Annotated in this window: 12 protein-coding genes; 10 read left to right on the top strand and 2 right to left on the bottom strand. The window is 60.3% G+C overall.

The features are described from left to right. Nucleotides 1–3 precede the first annotated feature (3 nt). The 10 genes from brxF to BV908_RS11545 are packed head-to-tail and all read left to right on the top strand — an operon-like array spanning nucleotide 4 to nucleotide 18,749. Nucleotides 4–465, top strand: a complete 462-nt coding sequence (brxF, locus tag BV908_RS11590; RefSeq protein ID WP_103738205.1) for a BREX-3 system P-loop-containing protein BrxF — start codon at nucleotides 4–6, stop codon at nucleotides 463–465. Nucleotides 466–488: 23 nt separating this feature from the next. After that, nucleotides 489–4,229, top strand: coding sequence for a DUF6079 family protein (locus tag BV908_RS11585; protein ID WP_246867495.1), 3,741 nt, complete (start codon nucleotides 489–491; stop codon nucleotides 4,227–4,229). A gap of 21 nt (nucleotides 4,230–4,250) precedes the next feature. Next, nucleotides 4,251–6,134, top strand: coding sequence for an ATP-binding protein (locus BV908_RS11580; RefSeq protein ID WP_103738204.1), 1,884 nt, complete (start codon nucleotides 4,251–4,253; stop codon nucleotides 6,132–6,134). A 49-nt stretch (nucleotides 6,135–6,183) separates the two neighbouring features. After that, nucleotides 6,184–7,482 (top strand): hypothetical protein, encoded by a 1,299-nt coding sequence (locus tag BV908_RS11575; RefSeq protein WP_210434018.1) that lies wholly within the window; start codon nucleotides 6,184–6,186, stop codon nucleotides 7,480–7,482. Next, entirely contained in the window at nucleotides 7,475–8,134 is a 660-nt protein-coding gene (locus BV908_RS11570) for a hypothetical protein (protein WP_146052252.1), read from the top strand. Before BV908_RS11575 ends, BV908_RS11570 begins: the two co-directional genes overlap by 8 nt. Beyond that, nucleotides 8,127–10,910 (top strand): DNA methyltransferase, encoded by a 2,784-nt coding sequence (locus BV908_RS11565; RefSeq protein WP_103738202.1) that lies wholly within the window; start codon nucleotides 8,127–8,129, stop codon nucleotides 10,908–10,910. The genes BV908_RS11570 and BV908_RS11565 overlap by 8 nt, the downstream gene beginning before the upstream one ends. A gap of 2 nt (nucleotides 10,911–10,912) precedes the next feature. Beyond that, a complete protein-coding gene (locus BV908_RS11560; protein WP_103738201.1) occupies nucleotides 10,913–13,741 on the top strand; it encodes a helicase-related protein in 2,829 nt (942 codons plus the stop codon). Then, on the top strand, nucleotides 13,738–15,753 hold the full coding sequence (gene pglZ, locus BV908_RS11555) for a BREX-3 system phosphatase PglZ (protein WP_103738200.1): 2,016 nt from the start codon (nucleotides 13,738–13,740) through the stop codon (nucleotides 15,751–15,753). The genes BV908_RS11560 and pglZ overlap by 4 nt, the downstream gene beginning before the upstream one ends. Beyond that, nucleotides 15,750–16,469: a hypothetical protein gene (locus BV908_RS11550; RefSeq protein ID WP_103738199.1), complete on the top strand. Its 720-nt coding sequence runs from the start codon at nucleotides 15,750–15,752 to the stop codon at nucleotides 16,467–16,469. The genes pglZ and BV908_RS11550 overlap by 4 nt, the downstream gene beginning before the upstream one ends. A gap of 9 nt (nucleotides 16,470–16,478) precedes the next feature. Continuing rightward, nucleotides 16,479–18,749: a hypothetical protein gene (locus BV908_RS11545; RefSeq protein ID WP_146052251.1), complete on the top strand. Its 2,271-nt coding sequence runs from the start codon at nucleotides 16,479–16,481 to the stop codon at nucleotides 18,747–18,749. Nucleotides 18,750–18,800: 51 nt separating this feature from the next. Here the strand turns inward: BV908_RS11545 and BV908_RS11540 are convergent, their stop codons facing one another. Beyond that, nucleotides 18,801–19,550: a TIGR03747 family integrating conjugative element membrane protein gene (locus BV908_RS11540; RefSeq protein WP_103738197.1), complete on the bottom strand. Its 750-nt coding sequence runs from the start codon at nucleotides 19,548–19,550 to the stop codon at nucleotides 18,801–18,803. After that, on the bottom strand, nucleotides 19,547–21,709 hold the full coding sequence (gene traD / locus BV908_RS11535; protein WP_103738196.1) for a type IV conjugative transfer system coupling protein TraD: 2,163 nt from the start codon (nucleotides 21,707–21,709) through the stop codon (nucleotides 19,547–19,549). Before traD ends, BV908_RS11540 begins: the two co-directional genes overlap by 4 nt. Between the last annotated feature and the right edge of the window lie 5 nt (nucleotides 21,710–21,714).

Genomic DNA, 21,714 nt, shown 5'->3' with positions numbered 1-21,714 from the left:
GGGATGAGCATGCTGGCAAAACTCGAACGACTCATCGGCGAAATCGGCGATCTCAACAGCAAGTTGATCCTGCTGGTCGGTCCCAGCCGCAGTGGCAAAACCCAACTGCTCCGCCAGCTCGGCGCCAAGCTCAACATCGAGCCGCTCAACGTCGGCCTTGAGCTGGGGCGCCGGTTGGCTGCCACACCGAACAACAAGCGCGGTTTCTCGGCAGGCGAACTGCTGCGTGAGATCGCGGACAAGGAACGTACTGAAGATCCGCTGCTGCTCGACAACCTGGAGTTGTTGTTCGAGCCGGGCCTGCAGATCAACCCGCTTGACCTCGTCAGGCGGCTGGCTCATTCCAAGCGCGTCGTGGCCGTCTGGCCGGGCGAGCTGCGCGGTGATCGCTTGGTGTACGCCGACATAAGTCACCCAGAACATCGTGACTACAGCCGTGACGGCGTGGTCGTACTCGAAATTTGACGCTACGGGGAAGTGAGAACCATATGGCCAAGAACATGAAATACGGAGATCTGATCCAGTTCGAGCAGATCGAGTCAGTCATTCAACTGCTCGATGCTGGTCGCCCGGACGAGGCCAAGAAGCTCGTCGCGACCTATGTCATCTCCGATGACATGGCCGAGCGGATTTCCAAGCTCATGGTTCCCCAGCTCAGTTTTGACGACTCGGTCGATCACAAAGGTGTGCTCATCGTCGGCAACTACGGTACCGGTAAGTCGCACTTGATGTCGGTGCTGTCGCTGGTGGCCGAAGACGCCGCCTACGCGCCAATGATCCGCCACCCGAAGGTCGCCGAGGCGGTAGCCCCGATCGCCGGTCGCTTCAAGGTTCTGCGCATCGAGGTGGGCGGGCTGCAAATGCCGCTGCGCCAGATCATCACCCTGCAGCTTGAGCGTTTCCTTGAAAAAGTCGGCGTCGACTACACCTTCCCGACCGCCGACAAGGAGCTCAACAACAAGGACTCCTTCGAGGAGATGATGGCCGCGTTCGGCGAGAAATTCCCGGACCAGGGCGTGCTGCTCGTCGTCGATGAATTCCTGGAGTACCTGCAGTCCCGTCGCGACCACGAGCTGGTCCAGGACTTGGCCATCCTGCGTCAGATCGGCGAAGTCACCAAGCATCTGAAGTTCCGCTTCGTCGCCGGTGTGCAGGAGGCCATTTTCGACAGCGTGCGCTTCCAGCATGTGGCGGACAGCATGCGCCGCGTCAACGAGCGCTTCACCCAGATCCTGATCGACCGCCAGGACGTCAGCTTCGTCGTCTCCGCGCGCCTGCTCAAGAAGACGGCCGACCAGCAGAACAAGATCCGCGAGTACCTCACGCCGTTCGCCAAATTCTATGGCTCCATGAACGAGCGCATGGATGAGTACGTGCGCTTGTTCCCGGTCCACCCGGACTACCTGAAGACCTTCGAGCAGATCCACTTCACCGAGAAGCGCGGCGCGCTCAAGACCATCGAGTCCGCCATGCTGGCCATCCTCGATCAGGAAGTACCTGCCGACAAGCCGCTGTTCATCAGCTACGAGAGCTTCTGGAACACCATCAAGACCAATTCGGTGCTTCGTGCCGACCCGAACATCAAGGAAGTGATGCGCGTCTCCGAAGTGTTGGAGTCGCGTGTACAGCAGGCCTTCACGCGCCCGGCCTACAAAGCCATGGCGCTGCGCGTGATCAATGCGCTGGCCGTGCACCGCCTGACCACTGGCGGCGACATCCACGTACCCATTGGCCCCACGGCCGCCGAGCTGCGCGACGCCCTGTGCCTGTTTCAGCCTGGCGTGGAGGACATGCCGGGCGATCCGGCCGAGAACCTGCTGTCGATGGTGCAAACCGTGATGCGGGAAGTGCTGAAGACCGTCAATGGGCAGTTCATCTCCAAGGCCGCTGACACCGAACAGTACTACCTCGACCTCAAGAAGGACATCGACTACGACGCGCAGATCGAGAAGCGTGCAGAAGCCCTATCCGATGACGCGCTCGACCGCGCCTACTACAGCGCCATCAAGGCACTGATGGAGTGCAGCGACGATCTGCGCTACCCCGGTTTCCAGATCTGGCAGTACCAGATCGAGTGGCAGGAGCGTCGCGTCGAGCGCATGGGTTACCTGTTCTTTGGTGCCCCGAACGATCGCCCCACGGCCCAGCCCGAACGCGATTTCTACATCTACTTCATCCAGCCGTTCGACAAACCGAAGTTCAGCGACAACAGCCTCGCGGACGAGGTGTTCTTCCGCCTGAAGTCGCCCGATGAAGACTACAAGCGCTACCTGTCGCAATACGCGGCGGCACTCGATCTGGCGTCGACCGCCAGCGGTGGTGCGAAAGCCATCTACCTGTCCAAGGCGCAGGATTCGTTGCGGTCCATGAGCAAATGGCTGCAGGAAAAGCAAATGACCGCGTTCGAGGTCACCTATCAGGGCAAGACCAAGACCCTGCAGGACTGGTCCAAGGGCGTGTCCCTGCGCGACCGCGCACGTCTGGGCCCGGATGAGCGCATCAACTTCCGCGATGTGGTGAATATCGTCTCCGGCCTCGCCTTGGGCCAGCGGTTTGCTGACATTTCGCCCGAATACCCCACCTTCTCGGTGCTGGTGACGGAAGCCAACCGCAAGCAACTGGTCGGCAACGCGCTGCGGGCACTGGCTGGCGGCACCCGCACCAAGGATGCTGTTGCCATCCTGGACGCACTGGAACTGCTCGATGGCGAACGCGTCGATCCTGCCAACTCCCGCTACGCGCAGGAGGTGCTGAACCGCCTCAAGGCCAAGGGCCACGGCCAGGTGCTCAACCGCAGCGAACTGCTCTCGGGCACTTCGGACATCGAGTTTTTCGCGCCCATCAAATACCGGCTGGAACCCGATCTGCTGGTCACCGTGCTGGGTGGGCTGGTCTATTCCGGCGACATTGTGCTGTCGATCACCGGCGACAAGATCGACTCCGGCAAGCTGGCACAGCTGGCTGAACGCTCCATCGAAGAGCTCAAGCAGTTCAAGCACGTCGAGGCACCCAAGGAAATCAATCTTGCGGTACTGCGTGTCCTGTTCGAATTGTTCGACCTGCCATCTGGCCTGGCCCAGAAAGCCAGCCAAGGCGACACCGAGCCGGTCATCAAGCTGCAAGACAAAGTCAGCGCTCTGGTGCCGCGTGTACTCAAGGCGGGCTCCGACTTGCAACAAGGCAAGCTCGGCTTCTGGGGCCAGAACCTGCTGCGCGAGGAGGAAGCGAAAGACTGGCACGCCCGGCTGGATTCGCTGAAGAAGTTCACCGAGTCGCTGGCGCCGTACAACACCGTCGGCAAGCTCAAGAACCTGCGCGTCACGCAGGAAGATCTGGACGGCCAGAAGAAGAATCTGGAGATTCTGGCCGCCGTCGAGCGTCTGCTCGAACTGGTCGTGGAACTGGGCAGCACGGCGTCCTACCTCTCGCAGGCCGAAATGGTGCTGCCCGCCGAGCACCCGTGGGTGAAGCAGGCCGAGACCGCCCGCAAGGCACTGCAGGAAAAGCTGAGTCAGGACCGCACCGCCGAGCACGCGGCCGAATACCGGCAGACGCTCAACCAGCTCAAGAAGGACTACATCACCGCCTACATCGCCACCCACAGCAAGGCGCGGCTGGGCGTCGCCGAGGACAAGACCCGCAATGCCCTGCGCAAGGACGACCGCCTGCTGGCGCTGCGCGTGTTGGCCGGCGTGTCGCTAATGCCCACCAGCCAGCTCACCGCCTTCGAGGAGTCGCTCAACGGCCTGAAGAGTTGTTCATCGCTGGATGAGCCGACGCTGGTCACGGCAGCCGTTTGCCCCCACTGCCAGTTCCGCCCCTCTGCCGAGCAGCTGGAGCTGATCCCGGCGGCCAACCGCCTGCACAAGCTGGACGACGACCTGGACCAGTTGGTGGCCAACTGGCAGCAGACCCTGCTGGAGAACCTGGAAGACCCGTTCACGCAGGACAGCCTAGGCCTGTTGCCGCCCGCGTCCAAGAAGCTGATCGACGCCTTCCTGGCCTCACGCAAGCTGCCGGACCCGATGACCAGCGAGTTCGCTAACGCTGTGCAGGAGGCGCTATCGGGGCTGGAGAAGATCGCGGTCAAGGGCGACGAGATCAAGCAGGCGCTACTGCAAGGCGGTTCGCCGGCCACGCCGGACGAGCTGCGCAAGCGCTTCGACACCTTCATGAACGAGCGCTGCAAGGGCAAGGACGCCACCAAGCTGCGCTTCGTGATCGAGTGATGGACCCAACGGAGGAAGGCAATGGATATTGAAACCGCTGGGGCCATCAAGCTGTTTTTCCCCAACCCATCGTTGACATTGGTCTATTTCGAAGCCCTTGCCAATGCGCTGGATGCGGGTGCGACCGAAGTGTCCATCGATATTGATGTGCAGGCATACGACAAGCCGGACACGTTGAAGATCACCGTTACAGATAACGGCGATGGATTCACGGACGAGAATTTTGATCGCTTCAAAACCTTATTGAAGCCCAGAGACAAATTCCACAAGGGTATTGGTCGCTTGGTGTTCCTCAACTATTTTGATCGCGTTGAAGTCATCAGTACGCGAGACAAGTGGCTGCGGAAGTTTGTTTTCAAAGAAGGCTTTGACGGCAACGCGCCACTCCAAGAGCTTGGGGAGGTGCAGGGAGCCAATACGATATTGACGTTCACCGGCTTTGCGGGCGCGCGCGTCAAGTCCTATGACGATCTGAAGCCAGATGCCATCAAGCCGCTTTTGATCGAACAATTTCTGCCAACGCTTGACGCGCGCAAACGTGATGGCAGGGCGTTTACGATTTCGATCAACCTCAAGACAGCCGAGAGCAACACGCAAAAGGAATTTTTTCCTCACGAGGTGAAGATAACGCCCGCCGATTTGCCTTCAATGACCAAGATCACCATCCAGGATGATTCTCTGGATGCGTTCTCGACCATTGACATGCACTATCACGTCGAGCCGGTGTCGGGCAAAGGAAGCCTACTTGTTGCCTTCAGCATTGATGGTCGGACGATTCCGGTCAACTTGATACCAACTTCGTCTTTTCCTCCGGGCTACATGGGTGTGTTCCTATTCGAGTCGGAGATGTTTCACTCCAATGCCGACAGTTCGCGCCAAAAGCTGATACTGCCGGAAGGGCTCCAAGAAGCAAGTCTATATCGCGTCTTGCGCCGGGAAGTTGGCAAGGTGTTGGCAGACAAGATTCCGAAGATCACAGAAAAGAACGAAAAGGTAAAGGAAGAGTTCGAGGAGCAATTCCCGCATCTTCTGGGCTATTTCGAAAACGATACCGTTGGCTTGATTGATCGTGATGATGCTCTGGAGATCGCGCAACAGAAATTCTTCCGTGCTCAGAAGCAGGTGCTGCAATGCGAGACACTGACCGAAGCGGCGTATGTGAAGTCGCTGGAGCTGTCATCGCGCACTTTGACCGAATACATCCTTTACCGCGACAAGATCATCGGCCGCATGAAGGAAATGACGGCCGACAATGCCGAATCCGAAATACATAACCTGATCGTTCCGAGATTCAAGGAATTTTCGCGAGAAGCCATGCCTTCGGAGGTTTACCAGAACAACGCCTGGTTGCTCGATGACAAGTTCATGGTGTTTCGTACCATCCTGAGCGAGCAACGGATGGATACCGTCGTTAATGCCATACGGCTTGATGAAGAAAGCGAGAAGGATGCGGGCAGGCCAGATATTGCAATGATCTTCTCCGCTGATCCAAAAGATGCCAGCGCAGTGGACGTAGTCGTCATCGAAATAAAGAAGAAAACGGACGATGAAAAAGAAAACCAATACGCCATCAATCAACTGCTTGATCGTGCGGTGAAGCTGGCGGCGCATTGCCCCAACATCCAGAGAATCTGGTACTACGCCGTCATCCAGATCAGCGACACGATGGGAACTCGGCTGCGCCAGCAAAACTGGGCGCCACTTTTCTCCATGGGGAAGCTTTACTACCAGGAATTCCGAACCGAGCGAAGAGATGGAACTGTGGTTCCGACTCCAACTTTCGTCGTGTCCTTCGATGCCATCGTGGCAGATGCCGAAAGCAGGAACCACACATTCCTCGAAATCTTGCGCAATGGCATGAGGGAGTACGCCGCACAACAGGCCACGGGCCAGATGGGCAACTAGTCAAATGGCCAAGGCAAGCGGATTCGTCGTATTCCTCACGAAAGATCGGATGGACACATTCCTTGAATGTGTAGCCGAGGAGCGCGCGTTTGCCGAGCCTGTCGCCGACTTTCAGCACAGCCGAACCGCACCACTGGTTTGCTTCGTGGTTAACGCTGGGAAGTTGACGCACATTGGACTTGGGCGTCGTGGTGTGCGCGCTGGTACGGGCATGAGTCGGTTGAATATCGACAAGGCTGAAAAACTCGCGAACCCGCTGTCCGTTCGGAAACTGCTGAATCGTCTGCCCAAGCGCAATGCCGTATCCGTGCGTAAACGGTTTCGGTCGGGTGGATTGTTGACCGACAAAGGCTTCACCGCCGTCGTCGAAGTCATCCGCCAGATCGCGCCCCAAGCCAGCACACTGTTGGAACGCTTCAGTCAGACCAGAACGGAACGCATCCGACGGCTGTCGGAGCGAGCACGAGACAACTTGGCGCAGCAAAAAGAAGCGTTACTCACGGCGTTGTCGATAGCCGGGATCAGTCGCGACCCTGTTCAGGAGTGGACACCATCGGATGAAACACCGGTGTCTTTTCTCGACGGCCTGCCCAGCGTTCGGCTGCGCGAAGATCCGATGGTGGTCCACGATTTGCAGAACCTGCCCGGTTTCGAGGTGATCAAAACCTACCCCTACGGCGCAGCCGTCTTCGAGTCCGAAGCCACGTCGGAACGTCTCACTGTCATTCTTGCCAACCGCCTGCCGCTCGAAGAACAAACTGGCACCGACCTCATCTATTTCAACGAAACCTACCAAAGCTTTGTCATGGTTCAGTACAAGGCGATGGAGCGTGAGGATCGGCGTGATGGGCCAGCTGAAGCCGTCTACCGCTTGCCCAACGCACAGTTGAAGGAAGAACTCGACCGCATGGATGGCGTGCTCGATGCGCTGAAGGCTTGTGCGCCCAACACCGGTATTGGCGGATTCCGCCTGACCGAAAACCCGTTCTTCCTCAAACTCTGCTCTAGGCTCATATTCAACCCGGATGATGTAGGTCTTGTACCGGGCATGTACCTGCCGCTGGACTATTGGAAGCTGCTGGAGAAGGATCCTGGCATCCAGGGGCCGAAGGGTGGCCTGCGGATTACCTACGATAACGCGCAGCGTCATTTAGACAACACCGCGTTCACAACGGTGGTGTCCAAGGCGTGGGTTGGCACGACGCCCAGCCAGTCGCAAGTGCTTCAGGACGTCATTCGGGCAACCCTGGAAACGGGCAAAGCGGTGGCCATCGCCATCAAACCGAAGAAATCCGCCGAACCCCGAGACGGTGATCAAGAAATAGAAGTGGACGCAATCAATGAATGATGTCACCTCACTGACGATTCCAGCGAACTTGTCCGAATGGCTGACGCTGGCCAACGTCCTGTTGACCGCAACGTTCGCCGGACTCACGTTTTTCATTCTGCGCGCTAACCGTGCTGCAGTAGGTGCAATGCGTGAGCAGATGGCTGATCAGAATCGCCCCTTTGTCGCAGTGACCGTGCAGGTGCGCATGGGCACCCCTGTCATCCAATTGCTCATCAGGAATGTCGGTCGCTCGCCTGCACAGAATCTCCGACTACGCCTTGATCGGGACTTCTTTCAGTTTGGCGAGCAAGGCGAGGGTCGCAATCTCGCAAAGCAGTCGGCTTTCTCGCAGCCTATCGACTGTCTGCCACCCATGTCGGAGTTGCTCTTCGATCTCGGAATGGGCTTCAAGATCTTCGAAAGCGGAGCTGACCCGACGATTTGTCCCCATACGTTCGAAGTGTCGGCCGAGTACGAATATGGGAAGAACAAGTACAGTGAAAAGACCCACGTGGACCTGCGGCCCTATATGGGTACCAGCGTTCCGCACCATCCTGTCGTAGAGGAGTTGGAACGGGTCAGAAAATCCATCGATAACCTGAGCGGCGTGGTCAAGCAGTCTGCGAACGCGGTAATAAAGACCCAAGGCGCCGAGGACAAGAATGACTAATCTATTCAGCAGCACCACACAAAAAGATTCCGGCCCCGTGGAATGCCTTGGCCAGGCCTTCCCGAGCGAGCAAGCCCGGCGCGAGCACTTCACCAAGCTGCTGGCCGAGAAGCTGAAAGATCCGGCATTTCGCGAGATCGAAGGATTCCCACAGGGTACGGACGAGGCGATCCTGGCGATGTCGGACCCGCCGTACTACACCGCCTGCCCAAACCCTTGGCTGGCGGACTTCGTGGCGTACTACGGCAAGCCCTACGACCCCACGCTGAAGTACAACCGCGAGCCGCTGGCAATTGATGTGAGCGTTGGCAAGACCGACGCTATCTACAAAGCGCACGGCTACCACACCAAAGTGCCGCACTTGGCGATCGTGCCGTCGATCCTGCACTACACCGAGCCGGGTGACATAGTGCTAGATGGTTTTGGTGGTTCGGGCATGACCGGTGTGGCGGCTCAATGGTGCGGCACAGCCCCATCCAGCTACCGACACGAGTTGGAACTAGCTTGGAAACGGGAAGGCCGCACCGCGCCAAAGTGGGGTGCACGCCGCGCCGTGCTCAATGACCTATCGCCAGCCGCCACCTTCATCGGTGCGAACTACAACATTCCTTTCGATGTTGATGCCTTTTCTAATGCGGGCAAGCAACTACTCAAGGACTTGGCGCAGGACATTAGCTGGATGTTTGAAACGCTGCACAGCGATGGCAAAACTAAAGGCCGCATCGAATACACCGTGTGGGGCGAGGTGTTCAGTTGCCCTGAGTGCGCTGGAGAAGTGAACTTTCTCGACGAGGCATTGGACGAGGATTCTAAGCGGGTACGGGATACGTTTGCCTGCCCTCATTGCAATGCAGAACTAACCAAGAAAAAACTCGAAAGGCTTTACGTATCAAAGCTGGATCAGTCCACCGGCAACACCCTTCAAGCGCCAAAGCGCGTGCCCAGCTTGATTGCCTATCGTATAGGCAAGACTAAATACGAGAAAAAGCCTGACGCGGCGGATCTTGCACTATTGGCCAGAATCGAGACCATGCCTTTGCCCGGTACGGTCCCGAAGCGAGCATTTCCTTTCGCTGATATGTGGGAGGCGCCGCGTATGCGCGACAAGGGCATCACCCACACCCACCACATGTTTTTGCCGCGTGCAGCACAGGTGATGGGTGCGCTGTGGGCCAGGGCACATGCGCATTCGGATGTGCGGATTCGTGCATTTCTGGTTTTCATGGTTGAACAGGCGATTGCCGGGCTATCAGTGCTCAATCGCTATGGGCCTACGCACTTTTCTCAAGTCAACCGCATGCTAGCGGGCGTGTATTACGTTGCATCGCAACATGCGGAGTGCAGTCCTTGGTACATCCTTGATGGGAAACTGGATCGACTGGGTAAAGCCTTCAGCCAGTTCAAAGTCGGTGCCGGTGGCGTGGCGATCAATACAGGTACAGCCGCACGGCTTCCTCTTGCTGACAACAGTATTGACTACATATTCACCGACCCACCGTTCGGGGAGAATCTGCCCTACGCAGAATTGAATTTCCTGGTCGAGGCCTGGCACGGCGTGATGACGCAAGCAAAGCTGGATGCCATCGTTGACCGTACCAAGGAAAATCGCGCCGCTCAGAAATCGGTGGACGACTACCGAAAGTTGATGGCCGATTGCTTTGCGGAATACTTCCGTGTCCTTAAACCCGGTCGCTGGATGACTGTGGTGTTCTCCAATACTCAGGCTGCCGTGTGGAATGGCCTGCAAACGGCGATGCAGCAGGCCGGTTTTGTAGTGGCCAATGTCTCGGCACTCGATAAACAGCAAGGCAGCTTCAAGGCTGTCACCACCGCGGTGGCCGTCAAGCAAGACTTGGTGATTTCCGCCTACAAGCCTAACGGCGGCTTGGAGCAGCGTTTCGCCCAACGGGGAGCCACCCCAGAATCGGCATGGGACTTCGTTCAGACCCACCTGAAGCAGCTTCCGGTGGTGAAGGTGAAAAATGGTGAGCTGGAGTTTGTTGCCGAGCGTGATCCGCGCATCCTGTTCGATCGTATGGTGGCGTGGTTCGTCCAACACAGTGCGCCCGTGCCGCTTTCCAGTCTGGAGTTTCAGGATGGGCTCCGTGCTCGTTTTCCCGAGCGCGACGACATGGTCTTCTTGCCGGAGCAAGTAACCGAGTACGACAAGAAGCGTGCTCAGACCGCGCAAGCGCCACAAATGGAGCTGTTCGTTTCCGACGAGCGCAGCGCCATCGATTGGTTGGCTCATTTCCTCAAGCGACGTCCGTCCACCTACCAAGAGGTACACCCCGAATTCATTACCCAGCTTGGAGCTGGCTGGAAGAAGCATGAGGAACGTCCTGAGCTTTCAGCGCTGCTTGAGGCTAACTTCTTACGCTACGACGGTGCGAGTGATGTGCCCAGTCAGATTCACGGCTATCTCTCGTCCAACTACAAGGATATGCGGGAGCTGGAAAAATCTGATCCGCGTCTCAAAGCAAAAGCGCGGGATCGATGGTTCGTACCAGACCCAAATAACGGGAAACAACTTGAAGAAAAGCGCGAGAAGGGTCTGCTCAAGGAGTTCGAAACCTACAAAGCATTCGCTGGCCGCAAGATCAAGGAGTCGCGCCTGGAAGTGTTGCGCGCTGGCTTCCGCGCCGCATGGGCAGCCAAGGACTACAAGACCATCATTACCATTGCTAACAAGCTGCCAGAGGAAACACTGCAGGAAGACGAGAAGCTGCTGACGCTGTATGACCTCGCGCTGACCCGTACCGAGGACGGGATCTGAACGTGGCCGGCGGCGGGTTCACCATCGGCGACTGGTGCTGGTTCATTCGGCAGGCCACTCCGTGCCGGGTAGTCGAGCGCCAGGACGTGTGGGGCGAAGTCGCTTACCGCGTGTGGCTACCGGCCAAGGACGCCGTGGTGCGCGCCCGGTCGGTGGATCTGGCGCCGCTGGAGAGCGTTCGCCCAAGCGTGGACCAGATCCTGCACACCGTGGCGGCGGCCAAGCTGCTGGACGCGCTGGAGGACAACCTGCTGCTGGCGCCGATCCAGTCCAGCGTGGTGCCGCTGCCGCACCAGCTCTATGCCTTGAATCGCGCCGTCAGCCGCGACCGCATCCGCTACCTGTTGGCCGATGAGGTGGGCCTCGGCAAGACCATCGAGGCCGGCTTGGTGCTGCGCGAGTTGAAGTTGCGTGGCCGGGTGAAGCGCATCCTGGTGGTGGCGCCTAAGGGGCTGGTACGTCAGTGGCAGGCGGAAATGCGCCTGCACTTCGGCGAGAAGTTTCAGTTCATCGAACCGTCCGAGCTGGCGGCCTTCCGCCAGTGGCGCAGCGGTGGCGCGGGCGAGGAAGAAAACCTGTGGCGCATGCACGACCAGGTGATCTGCTCGCTGGACTCGGTGAAGCCCCTGGAAGGCCGTCGCGGCTGGAGCCTGGAGCAGCTCAACACCTACAACCGCGAGCGCTTCGAGGACCTGATTTCGGCGTCGTGGGATCTGGTCATCATCGACGAGGCCCACCGCATGGGCGGCAGCACCGAGCAGGTGGCCCGCTACAAGCTGGGCGCCGCGCTGGCTGAGGCATCGCCCTATCTCTTGCTGCTGTCGGCCACGCCGCACCAGGGCAAGACCGATCAGTTCATGCGCTTGATGCAGTTGCTGGACCGGGAAGCGTTCCCGGACGAGAGCAGCGTCAGCCGGGACCGGGTGCGCCCTTTCGTGATCCGCACCGAGAAGCGTGCCTCCATCAACGCCGAGGGCCAGCCGCTGTTCAAGCCGCGTGTTACCCGGCTGCAGGCGGTGGCCTGGCAGGCGCGCCACGGCGCACAGCAGCGCCTGTATGAGGCGGTGACCGACTATGTGCGCCACGGCTACAACCAGGCCATGGCTGCCAAGCAGCGCCACATTGGCTTTTTGATGATCCTGATGCAGCGGCTGGTCACGTCCAGCACGGCAGCCATCCGCACCACACTGGAAAAGCGCCAGGCCCTGCTCGATGCGCCACAGCCGCAGGCGAACCTATTCGAGAGCACCAGCGCTGACGAGTGGGCCGATCTCGATGGCCAGTCTCAGGTGGATCTGGCCATGCAGTCCAGTGGCTGGGAGCTGGAGAAATCCGAAGTCGAGATGCTGCTGGAGCTGGCGCGCGAAACGGAGGCCGCTGGCACCGACGCCAAAGCCGAGGCACTGCTGGAGCTGATCTACAAGCTGCAGCAGGAAGAAGGCGACCCGGCGCTGAAGGTGCTGATCTTCACGGAGTTCGTGCCCACCCAAGCGATGCTGGCCGACTATCTGGAGAGCCGTGGCTTCTCGGTGGCGACGCTCAACGGCAGCATGGATCTGGAATCACGTACTCGTGCCCAGCAGGTGTTCTCCAAAGATGTGCGTGTGCTGATCTCGACGGATGCCGGCGGCGAAGGTCTGAACCTGCAGTTCTGCCACGTCATCGTCAACTTCGATATGCCGTGGAACCCGATGCGAATTGAACAGCGCATCGGCCGCGTCGACCGTATCGGCCAGCACTATGTGGTGCGTGCCATCAACTTCGTGCTCGAAGACACGGTCGAGCACCGTGTGCGCCAGGTGCTGGAGGAAAAGCTCGAAGTCATTGCGCAGGAGTTTGGTGTCGACAAGGCGTCCGATGTGATGGACTCGGTCGAGGCCGACCCGATCTTCGATGAGTTGTTCGTGCACGGGCTACAAAACCCGGACGCGATCGAACAGGAGTGCGATGCCGTGGTGTCGCAACTGCGGTCCACGCTGGCGGAGTCGAAGAAGAACAGCGACCTGCTTTCCGAAGCGCATGACCTGGACGCCGATGACGCCCGCAAGTGGCGTGACCATCCGGCGCAGTTCTGGTTGGAGCGGGCCATTACCAGTGGTTTGGCTGCGCGTGGCGGATCAGCAACCAAGGTGGGCAATGCCTGGCGCGTGAAGTGGGCGGACGGCAGCGAATCGGCACAGGCGTGCTTTGACGCCCGGACGGCGGACGAGAACCCGGAATTGGAGTGGGTCACGATGGAAGACCCACGTGCCAGGGCCGTCATCAGCGAACTGCCGCGCTTCGTGGCAGGGCAGCCCCTGCCCGTGATCCGGGTGACGGGTTTGCCGGATTCGGTGCGTGGCATCTGGTCGCTGTGGGAGATCAGTCTGGCGGCGGAAGGATTGAGCCGAAAGCGCTTCCTGCCGGTGTTCGTCAACGAAGAAGGCCGCCCGTTCGTGCCGACAGCGAAGCGTGTGTGGAACCTGCTGCTGACCGAAACCGTAGACGTGCACGCCGTGACCGGCGCCGAGGAGTCGGTGAAGTGGTTCGAGGTGTCGCTCACGACCGCCAGTACCCAAGGCGAGCGGATCTTCACCGAGCTGCTGAACGAACACCATGCTCGGCTGAAAGAAGAACGCGAACGCGCGCTGTATGCCTTCGAGGCCAGAGGTCAGGCGATCGGGCGAATCGGCTTGCCCGCCGTGCGCGAGCATCGGCGCAAGCGACTGCAGCAGGAACACGATGCACGCATGGCCGCCCTGGATGACATGGAGGCCAGCGTGCCGGATTTGAATGCCGTGATGATGGTGCGTGTCTCCGGCGATGTGATGCCCGGAGGACAGGTGAGATGAGTTTGTGGACGGAACGAATTCTTAGCCACTTTACGGCCGACCTCACCCGGCTGTGGGTTGCCTGCGACCCCGACGACGTGCTGCTCGACGAGAAGCTGTTGTCCGAGCTGCGCGACCGGGGCTTCGAGGTGATGCTGTACGAAGACCCGTTCGCGTTTCGGGCGGAGTACGAGGAGCGGTATCGCGCCGCATGGGATCGCGGTGAGCCGGGACCAGCGCCCTCGCTGGTCTTGCACCTGCGCAGCGCCGACGCGAATGAGTTGCCGTGGGACATCGTGCACCACGGACGTGCGGTGCGGCTGAGCCTTGCGGAGCTTTTCCCCAGGCTGGCCTACAGCGCGGTGCAGCAAGTCGAGCCGGAGCATTTCGCAGGCCTGTTTCATGCCCACCAGACCGAGTTGCAGTCAGTGCGCGGCGAGAACGAGTCGAAGGACTTCATCCTCGAACACGTTTATCAACTGACGCCGCGATCCATTCGCAACCCGGTGGACTTCTGGCGTGAGCTGCTGCGAATGCACTTCGCCAACCGTTCGTTGCCGCCCCTGTTCGCCCAGCATGCGGCGGGCATCATCCAGGGCAAGGGGCTGTTCTCGGATCAGCCCGTCGGTACATGGCTGGCGTCCAAGAGTGCGCTGCTGCGGGTGGTACAGGACGCGTGGTATCGCTACCTGTCGACCTTGGGGCTGGATGGCACGCGCACAGGGGAACCGCCACCGCCAGACTACGTCGCCAAGATCGAGATTCCCTTCGATCACTCCGATGTGCAGGTGCTGGTCGACTCTATGTTCCTCGACGGCAGCTTGCACCCGCTAGCGGTGCACAGCGTTCCGGCGGGGATGCCGAGCTGGATCAAGGCCGGCATTGTCCAGGACCCAGCGGCGTTGCAGGCCTTGGTGCTCAAAGGCATCGACGGCCTGATCGAGGCAACCCCAACGGCAGCCTCTTCGCACAAGGACTGGAGCGAGTTCGCCAAGCGCTATGGTGAAATCCTGGCCCGCACGCATGGTCTGCCCGGCACGGAAGGCAGCGAGCATCTGCCTGCGATTCGAGACCGCATCAAGATCCTACAGACGCAATCGGACGAACGACTGCAGGCGTGGGTCGCGGCTAAGCACTACGCCGACCTGATCCTGCAGCCGGTCACCAAGGGACCGGTGATGGTGCATCACGTTCCGCGTTTCTTGCGGCATCGGCGTTCTGCAGGTGAAGCCAAGGTGGCCCTGCTGGTATTCGATGGGCTGGCATTTGACCAGTGGGTGCAGATTCGGGAGCGGCTGATCGCCAGCACGAAGCGCTTTGCGTTCGACGAGGGAGCGGCGTTTGCCTGGCTGCCCACCGTAACATCGGTGTCGCGCCAGGCACTGTTCTCGGGCCTAAAGCCGCGAGAGTTCGACGACTCGATTGATCGAACGGACAAGGAGGAATCCTTGTGGAAGACGTTCTGGCAGAACGAAGGCGTCAATCCAAACGAGGTGATGTATCGCCGCGCGCTGCGCCAGCTCAATCAGCTCGACGCACTGGAATCGGATCTGATTGACCGGCGTCCGAAGGTGGTGGGCCTGGTGATCGACGAGGTGGACGACCGACTCCACAAGGAGCGATCGAAGAAGGACGTGGCCATGTGGATTGGGAACTGGCTGACGACCGGCTTCGTCGATCGGCTGTTCTCGCTGCTGCTGGACAAGGGTTACCACATCTACCTCACGGCAGACCACGGCAACGTCGAGTCCGCCGGCGTCGGCAGGCCCAACCAGGGCGTGATTGCAGAGACGCGCGGTGAACGCGTTCGGGTCTATCGCAGCGAACACTTGCTGGCCGATTCCGCTGCGGCCTATCCCATCACGGTCAGGTTGGACATCGCTGGACTGCCCGCGAACTTCATGCCCCTATTCGCAGGCGGACGTACCGCCTTTGTGCCGGAGGGCGAGCAGGTGGTGGTCCACGGCGGGGTATCGGTCGAAGAGTTGATCGTGCCCTTTGTGAAAGTCAGTTATGTGATTGGTACCGAATGAATTCATCAGCCCCTCAAATCGGCTTTGATCGGTTCATTCAGCTTGATTGGGCGGCTGCGGCACTGAATGTTCGTGCTGGCGCGGCTGGACTAGATGATCTGAATGCACTGCTCGATGCAGCCGGACTTGGCGCCGAAGCCAAGAAGAAAACACGCACCGTACTGAACCGGCTGTGGCTAGAGCCGCGCGCCGAGCTTGTCGATTACGCGGATCGCGGCGTGGCCATCCATAAGACGCAGCCGGATATTCCAGTCGCCGCGCTGTGCTGGGGCATGGCCGTTGCGACGTACCCGTTCTTCGGCAAGGTGGCGGAACTGGTGGGCCGCCTGTCCGCCATCCAGGGCGATTGCGCATCCGCCGAAGTGCATCGGCGCATGAGTGAGACCTACGGGGAGCGCGAAGGAACCCGGCGCATGACCAACATGGTCATCCAGAGCCAAGCGAGCTGGGGCGCCGTTGAGCGAGTGGAAAAAGGCAAGCGCGTCATCCGTCTGGCTCCGACAGCCATCGACAACGACGAGCTCACCGCATGGCTGATCGAAGCCGCTGTGCGCTACGCCGGTAAGCCCGTTTCCGTGCCTAGCCTGCAATCGGTGCCCGCGCTGTTCCCGTTCACCCTGACGCGGCCCCTGGCCTACGTGGTGTCGAACGGCTCGACCCTGAGCCTCCGGTCGGAAGGCCCGAGCAACCAGTTTGTCGCTTTGCGGAATAGGTAGTCATTGCTCATGTCTTGGCGATCCAATATCGACTTCGCTGTAAAGCGCGTACGAAAAGCGGTCGCAAGACGAATCGCAGCATTATGGCAGTACACCTACAGAGCCCAATACCAGCTTGGAGTGTGGAAGCTTCGATACGGCAATATCGCTTTTTATGCCGTGCTTTTCCTTCTCGTCTCTGCAAGCGCCTACCTGTCTCCGGCTCTCCAGAATGTGCTTGCCAGCTATTACTCGACAGAACACACGATCGAAGGTCTGCGCGGTTTGATCCTAAATGCGGGAACCGCGCTGATAGGGGCGGCTGCGATCGTTACGTCGCTCGTACTGTTCGCCATGCAGGTGAACATCGAGCGCATGCCTCATGGGCTATTCCGCCGTCTGAGCGCAGATCGGAAGTTGCTCGGCGCGTTCGCGTCGGCATTCCTCCTTGCAATCGGAGTTGCCACTCTGTCGACTTTTGTGGATAAGGCCCGGCTGGCGCTCGTCGTGCTCGCAGCCTCATGGGCGGTCGTATTCATACTGATCTCGTTCATGTACGCCTATCGGCGCGCTTTGGTTCTCATCAATCCCTTGCAGCAACTCGGCATACTCATTCAAGACACCCGTACGGAATTGCGGACCTGGGCTAAACGGGCTCAGCGCGCGATGCCACTCCTTGAGCGCGAAGAAAGCGCAAGTGCCACGTCGTCACCATCGGACTCCACACACGATATGGCTCGTACAGCTTTTTTTCAGATCAACAATCGATGGGCCGATGGCACAAAACGAGCGATCCGGCATGCGATGTCGTTTGCTCGGCGCTATGCGGAACAAGGAGATTATGAGGTTTCTGGCGCGGCACTGAACTCCGTCGTTGGCATCAATGCTGCCTACATCGACTCCAAGGGTAAAACTTTCTACGCCAACAGCCCATTTGTCGAAAATCCATTTTCCAGCGACGGCTTCATCAACGATACGTTGGAGCACCTGCGGCAAAACGTGCAGAGTGGGATTGCACGTCGGGATGAGCAGCAGATCGAGCAGACACTGCAAGCGATGGCTGCACTGGTCCGGGTGTATCTCGGTATCGATTACTCCAGCCCGTATGCCTCGAAAAGCCACGCGCAGCTCGCTGCAGGATACCTTGCAAGCGCCGTGCAGGCCGTAGTTCCTCATGGCATGGCCGATGTTCTGCTAGAGGGGCAACGGCTCATGGGGCAATCTGCGCAGTATCTTCTCGTCCATGGAGATCCGAACGACATAGCAACGCTCAGCGAAAAAATTGCGTTGATTGCGTGTACTGGCTGCGCGAAGGAGGATTACCGCCCCGTCACGATGGAAGGCATGACGCAGCTTGCGAATCTCACCTTTGATCTACTTCGCTCTGGGAGCCGCGACATTCACTTCGCCGTTGGGGAAATCCGACGAGATGTTGCTTTGGTGGTGAAGCTATTTCTCAACGTACCAGATACTCCCCTGTCGAGCAGCCATAGCACATTCCTAGGGCCGTACTACTCGTCGACGAGCATGCAGAGCTTGAGGTCGCGGCTTACGGCATTGGCGAACGCGATCTCTGAAGCGCAACCGGACAACACGGGCGCCCAATCAGTCATACGGAACATCGAGCGTTGGGCAGATGGCCTTTACCAAACGGAGAAGGAGCTCCTTCTCGAAGCTGTAAAGGCGAAGTCTCACTTCGCGTTTGACATGATTCACTGGATCACAGGCGTGACCGAAATCCTGTTGGCAATATCAAATGCCCCCGCATGCGACCATCACAGCCAAGAGGAACTTCGGAAGCACGCGCGCTGGCTGATTGCGACCTTGACCTGGATTCCCGATGACAAGGACACGGTGACCTTCGTTGAGAACTTCCAGATGACCGAGGCATTGTTTGAAGCCGCTGTCAATGCTCGAAATCGTGGTTGCGATGAGATCGCAAGGGAGATCGGGGAAAGCCTGTTGTCATGGACATTCAAAGGCGGGAGGTATCAAACAGGCTGGGGAGTGCTTGAGAGGGGGCTTTGTGGTCTTGCAGCATTCGCCGTCTATGGTGGGGATGAAGAGATCTCACTACTCAGAACCGCAGTCGTATCTCGATTGACCGGGAAGTCTGCTCTGGAGCAGGAAATCCGCGATCGAACTGCCAGAGAAATCCTGGAACGCGCCGCGAACCTGTACAGGCAAGGACACTGGTCGTCACGGATCGAAATGGCGATTGCTCAATCCGACCATGCGAAACTGCGTCCACTGCTGGAGGAAATTGCCTTCGCGCTGTCGCCAGGCACAGCCAACAAGTAGGCTCGGGCCGCCTGCACACGGTGTTACGTCCCGGCAATTGGTGCAGCCGTCTTACAAGTACTTCTTGAACGTCGCCGCCGCAATGCACACCGCTACGCCGAGCAGTGCGGCGCTGGGCAGCAGGATCAGCAGCGGGTTCACGCTCACCGGCAATGCGAGGTAGATCACCCAGGGCAGCACGGCCAGCGGCATGAGCGCGGCCTTCGCGCGGTGGTAGATGAAACCCGACTCGCGGCCGGCGCCGAAGCGGCGCACATCCCGGCGCACCAGGCCATCAACCAGGCCGACGAAGGCGGCCATCAGGAACAGCGGCAAGGTCAGGCAGAGCACCAGCAGCCGCACGAGGAAGACCAGCGCCGTGTAGGCCGCCGCGATCAGGTAGCTCTCCACGTTCACGTAGACCAGGCCGATGTAGTAGCGGAAATCCTTGGTCGGGCGGTGGCTGCCGGCGCTGGCCTGCGCTGAGGCATCGCGTATCCAGTCCAGCAGGCCGCTCTTCACGAACAGCCAGTCGTAGCCCTCCTCGACCAGCCGGTGCGCGGTGCGCCCCGGCTCCTGCACCAGCGCGCTGCGCGTGAAATGCGTGGAGAGCTGATCCAGCTCGTAGTGCAGCATGCCCTGCGCGTGGCGCCAGCCCTGCTCGGGCCAGAAGAAGTGCATGCCGACGCATTCGATCAGGATGCACAGCAGCAGCGCGCCGCACAGCACACCGAAGAAGCGGAACGGCAGCGTGACCAGGCCGGCGATCAGCCCCTGCTGTCGTTGCTGCTGGCGCTGTGCCGCGACGGCCGGGTCGCTCATGCTTCCGTTCCGTCAGCGGCGGTCGCCATCTGCTTGAAGTCGTCCAGCAGGTCGGCGGGCAATGCGCCGTCCTGCAGGCCCTGCATGCCCTGGTTCTCCCACCAGTCGCCGGCCTCGACGTAGTGCTGGCGCATGTAGCCGGCCAGCTGCTGCAGATCTTTGGGCATGGCCTCGTCGGGGTCGGGGGCCGGCAAGGGCATGCGCACCTTCCAGAGCGTGCCGCCCTCGATCAGCGCGAAGCACTGCCCCTTGGGCAAGGCCACCACATGTGCGGGCTCGATCAGCGGCACGCTGGTCGTGCTGATGCGGTCCTGGGTGCTGGACGTGAAGGCGGTGTTGCCGAGCGGATCGGAGCTGTCGGTGGCGCCGCTCATGATCGCGGTGGCGTGGACATCGACCTTGGGCAGTTGCCGCGTCAGCAGTTCTGCGGTGGCGGTCTCGCGCACGCGCAACATGAACAGGTTGTTGAAGTTGCCGATCACCTGGCCGGCCTTGGCGCGGTTGCCGATGCGCGCCTCGATGTCGCTGAGCGTCTGCGTGTAGGCCGTCACCTGCACGCCCGCCCCGCCCCCCTTGTTGACCATCGGGATGAACTCGTCGCCCATCAGTTCGTTGAACTCGTCGGCATGCACGTTGATGGGCACCTTCACACCGGTCGACGCACCCGGCAGGCCGTCGTCGATGCCGAACTTGTAGATGTGCCCCGCGACCGACACCAGATCGCTGAACATCGAGTTGCCGACAGCCGCGGCCACCTCCGCATCGGACAACGCATCCAGCCCCACGTAGACCACCGCGCGTTTGCGGATGATTTGCATCCAGTCGAAGATCGGCCGCGGGTCGGACAGGTCCGAATAGTTCGGTGCGAGCAGTTGCGCGATCTTGCCGGTGGTGAGCTTCTCCAGCAGCGGCAGCAGCGAAGCGACGATCTTGTCGAAGTACGTCCGGTCGTAGCGCACGGCGCTGCGCAGGCCGTCGAGCACCGGGTCATAGACGCGCACTTGGGAGAGGTACTGTTCGAGGGCCACCACGCGCTTCTCGCGCCCGATCATGTTGCGCGGGATGTTCTTGTCGTTCAGCCTGGCTTCGAGCTGGACGATTACCTCCCAGGCCTTCGGCTCGTTCTTGGCGAAGTAGTGCTGGGCGTACTCGATGAACAGCGCGTCGATGTTGATGACGTGGCGCTGGATCAGCAGGTAGTCGGGCCGCTGTCCCAGCTCCACCAGGGCGCGGGCGATGATGTTCACGAAGCGCCAGGCGAACTCGCGGAAGGCAGCGCTGTTGCCTTCGCCGGAGAGCTGGCCCGCAATGCGGGTGGCGACCTCGGAGATGCGCCCGAAGCGGCCCACCGCGTTGTAGCGCGCGCTGATGTCCGGCCAGCCCAGGTGGAAGACGTAGAACTCGCCTTCGCGCCCCGCGCGCTTAGCCTCCACGTACATGCGTTTCAAGAGGTCGGCATCGCCCTTGGGGTCGAAAACGATCACCACCTCGTACTCGCCGGCCGCATTGCGGCGGCGGATGTCCTGAGTGATGAACAGCTCGGCCAGCCGCGTCTTGCCCACGCGCGTGGTGCCGAGCACCAGGGTGTGGCCGACGCGCTCGCCCAGCGGCAGGGTGACGTCGACCTCGTGCGGCTCGATGCCATGCAGGCGTGGCAGTCCGCCGACCGACGGCAGTGGTCGCGCCGGGTTGAGCGGGCTGTCCCAGGCCAACGCGCGCGCCAGCGTCGAGACGGGAAACGGCGCGAACTCAAGCCGCTCCTCCAGCCGCCGGGCGGCCCGGTAGATCGCCGTCGGCTCGACGTAGCGGCGGAACTCCGGCCGATAGGTCTGCATCAGCCGGTGCGTGTGCCGCTGTTCCCAGCGAAAGCCCTGGCCGACGAACAGCCGTTGCTGACTCACCGGCACGTCGCGGCTGGTCATCACGTAGCGCGGCAGGCGGCGGATGTTGCGGCGATAGCGCAGGATCGCCCAGGCATCGCGCAGGCGAATCGCGCCGAAGGTCAGGAAGGCCAGCGCCGAGCCCAGGCCGAGCAGCGGGTTCAGCGCGAGCGACCACGGTGCCACCAGGCACAGAATCGCGGCGCCGGTGCAGACCGCCACGGTATAAAGCTCCACCGCTGGCCGCAGCAAGACCTCGACCGCATGCGGTTGGGCCATTTGCG

Source organism: Diaphorobacter sp. LR2014-1 (assembly GCF_002916785.1).
In the GTDB taxonomy this organism is placed as follows: domain Bacteria; phylum Pseudomonadota; class Gammaproteobacteria; order Burkholderiales; family Burkholderiaceae_C; genus Diaphorobacter; species Diaphorobacter nitroreducens.
Note: the sequence above shows the minus strand (reverse complement) of the source record. Positions and strands in the feature narration are given on the sequence as shown.

Coding starts and splice junctions, on each gene's coding strand:
- brxF (WP_103738205.1), top strand. CDS start 4: ATGAGCATGCTGGCAAAACTCGAACGACTCATCGGCGAAATCGGCGAT.
- BV908_RS11585 (WP_246867495.1), top strand. CDS start 489: ATGGCCAAGAACATGAAATACGGAGATCTGATCCAGTTCGAGCAGATC.
- BV908_RS11580 (WP_103738204.1), top strand. CDS start 4,251: ATGGATATTGAAACCGCTGGGGCCATCAAGCTGTTTTTCCCCAACCCA.
- BV908_RS11575 (WP_210434018.1), top strand. CDS start 6,184: ATGGACACATTCCTTGAATGTGTAGCCGAGGAGCGCGCGTTTGCCGAG.
- BV908_RS11570 (WP_146052252.1), top strand. CDS start 7,475: ATGAATGATGTCACCTCACTGACGATTCCAGCGAACTTGTCCGAATGG.
- BV908_RS11565 (WP_103738202.1), top strand. CDS start 8,127: ATGACTAATCTATTCAGCAGCACCACACAAAAAGATTCCGGCCCCGTG.
- pglZ (WP_103738200.1), top strand. CDS start 13,738: ATGAGTTTGTGGACGGAACGAATTCTTAGCCACTTTACGGCCGACCTC.
- BV908_RS11550 (WP_103738199.1), top strand. CDS start 15,750: ATGAATTCATCAGCCCCTCAAATCGGCTTTGATCGGTTCATTCAGCTT.
- BV908_RS11545 (WP_146052251.1), top strand. CDS start 16,479: ATGTCTTGGCGATCCAATATCGACTTCGCTGTAAAGCGCGTACGAAAA.
- BV908_RS11540 (WP_103738197.1), bottom strand. CDS start 19,550: ATGAGCGACCCGGCCGTCGCGGCACAGCGCCAGCAGCAACGACAGCAG.
- traD (WP_103738196.1), bottom strand. CDS start 21,709: ATGGCCCAACCGCATGCGGTCGAGGTCTTGCTGCGGCCAGCGGTGGAG.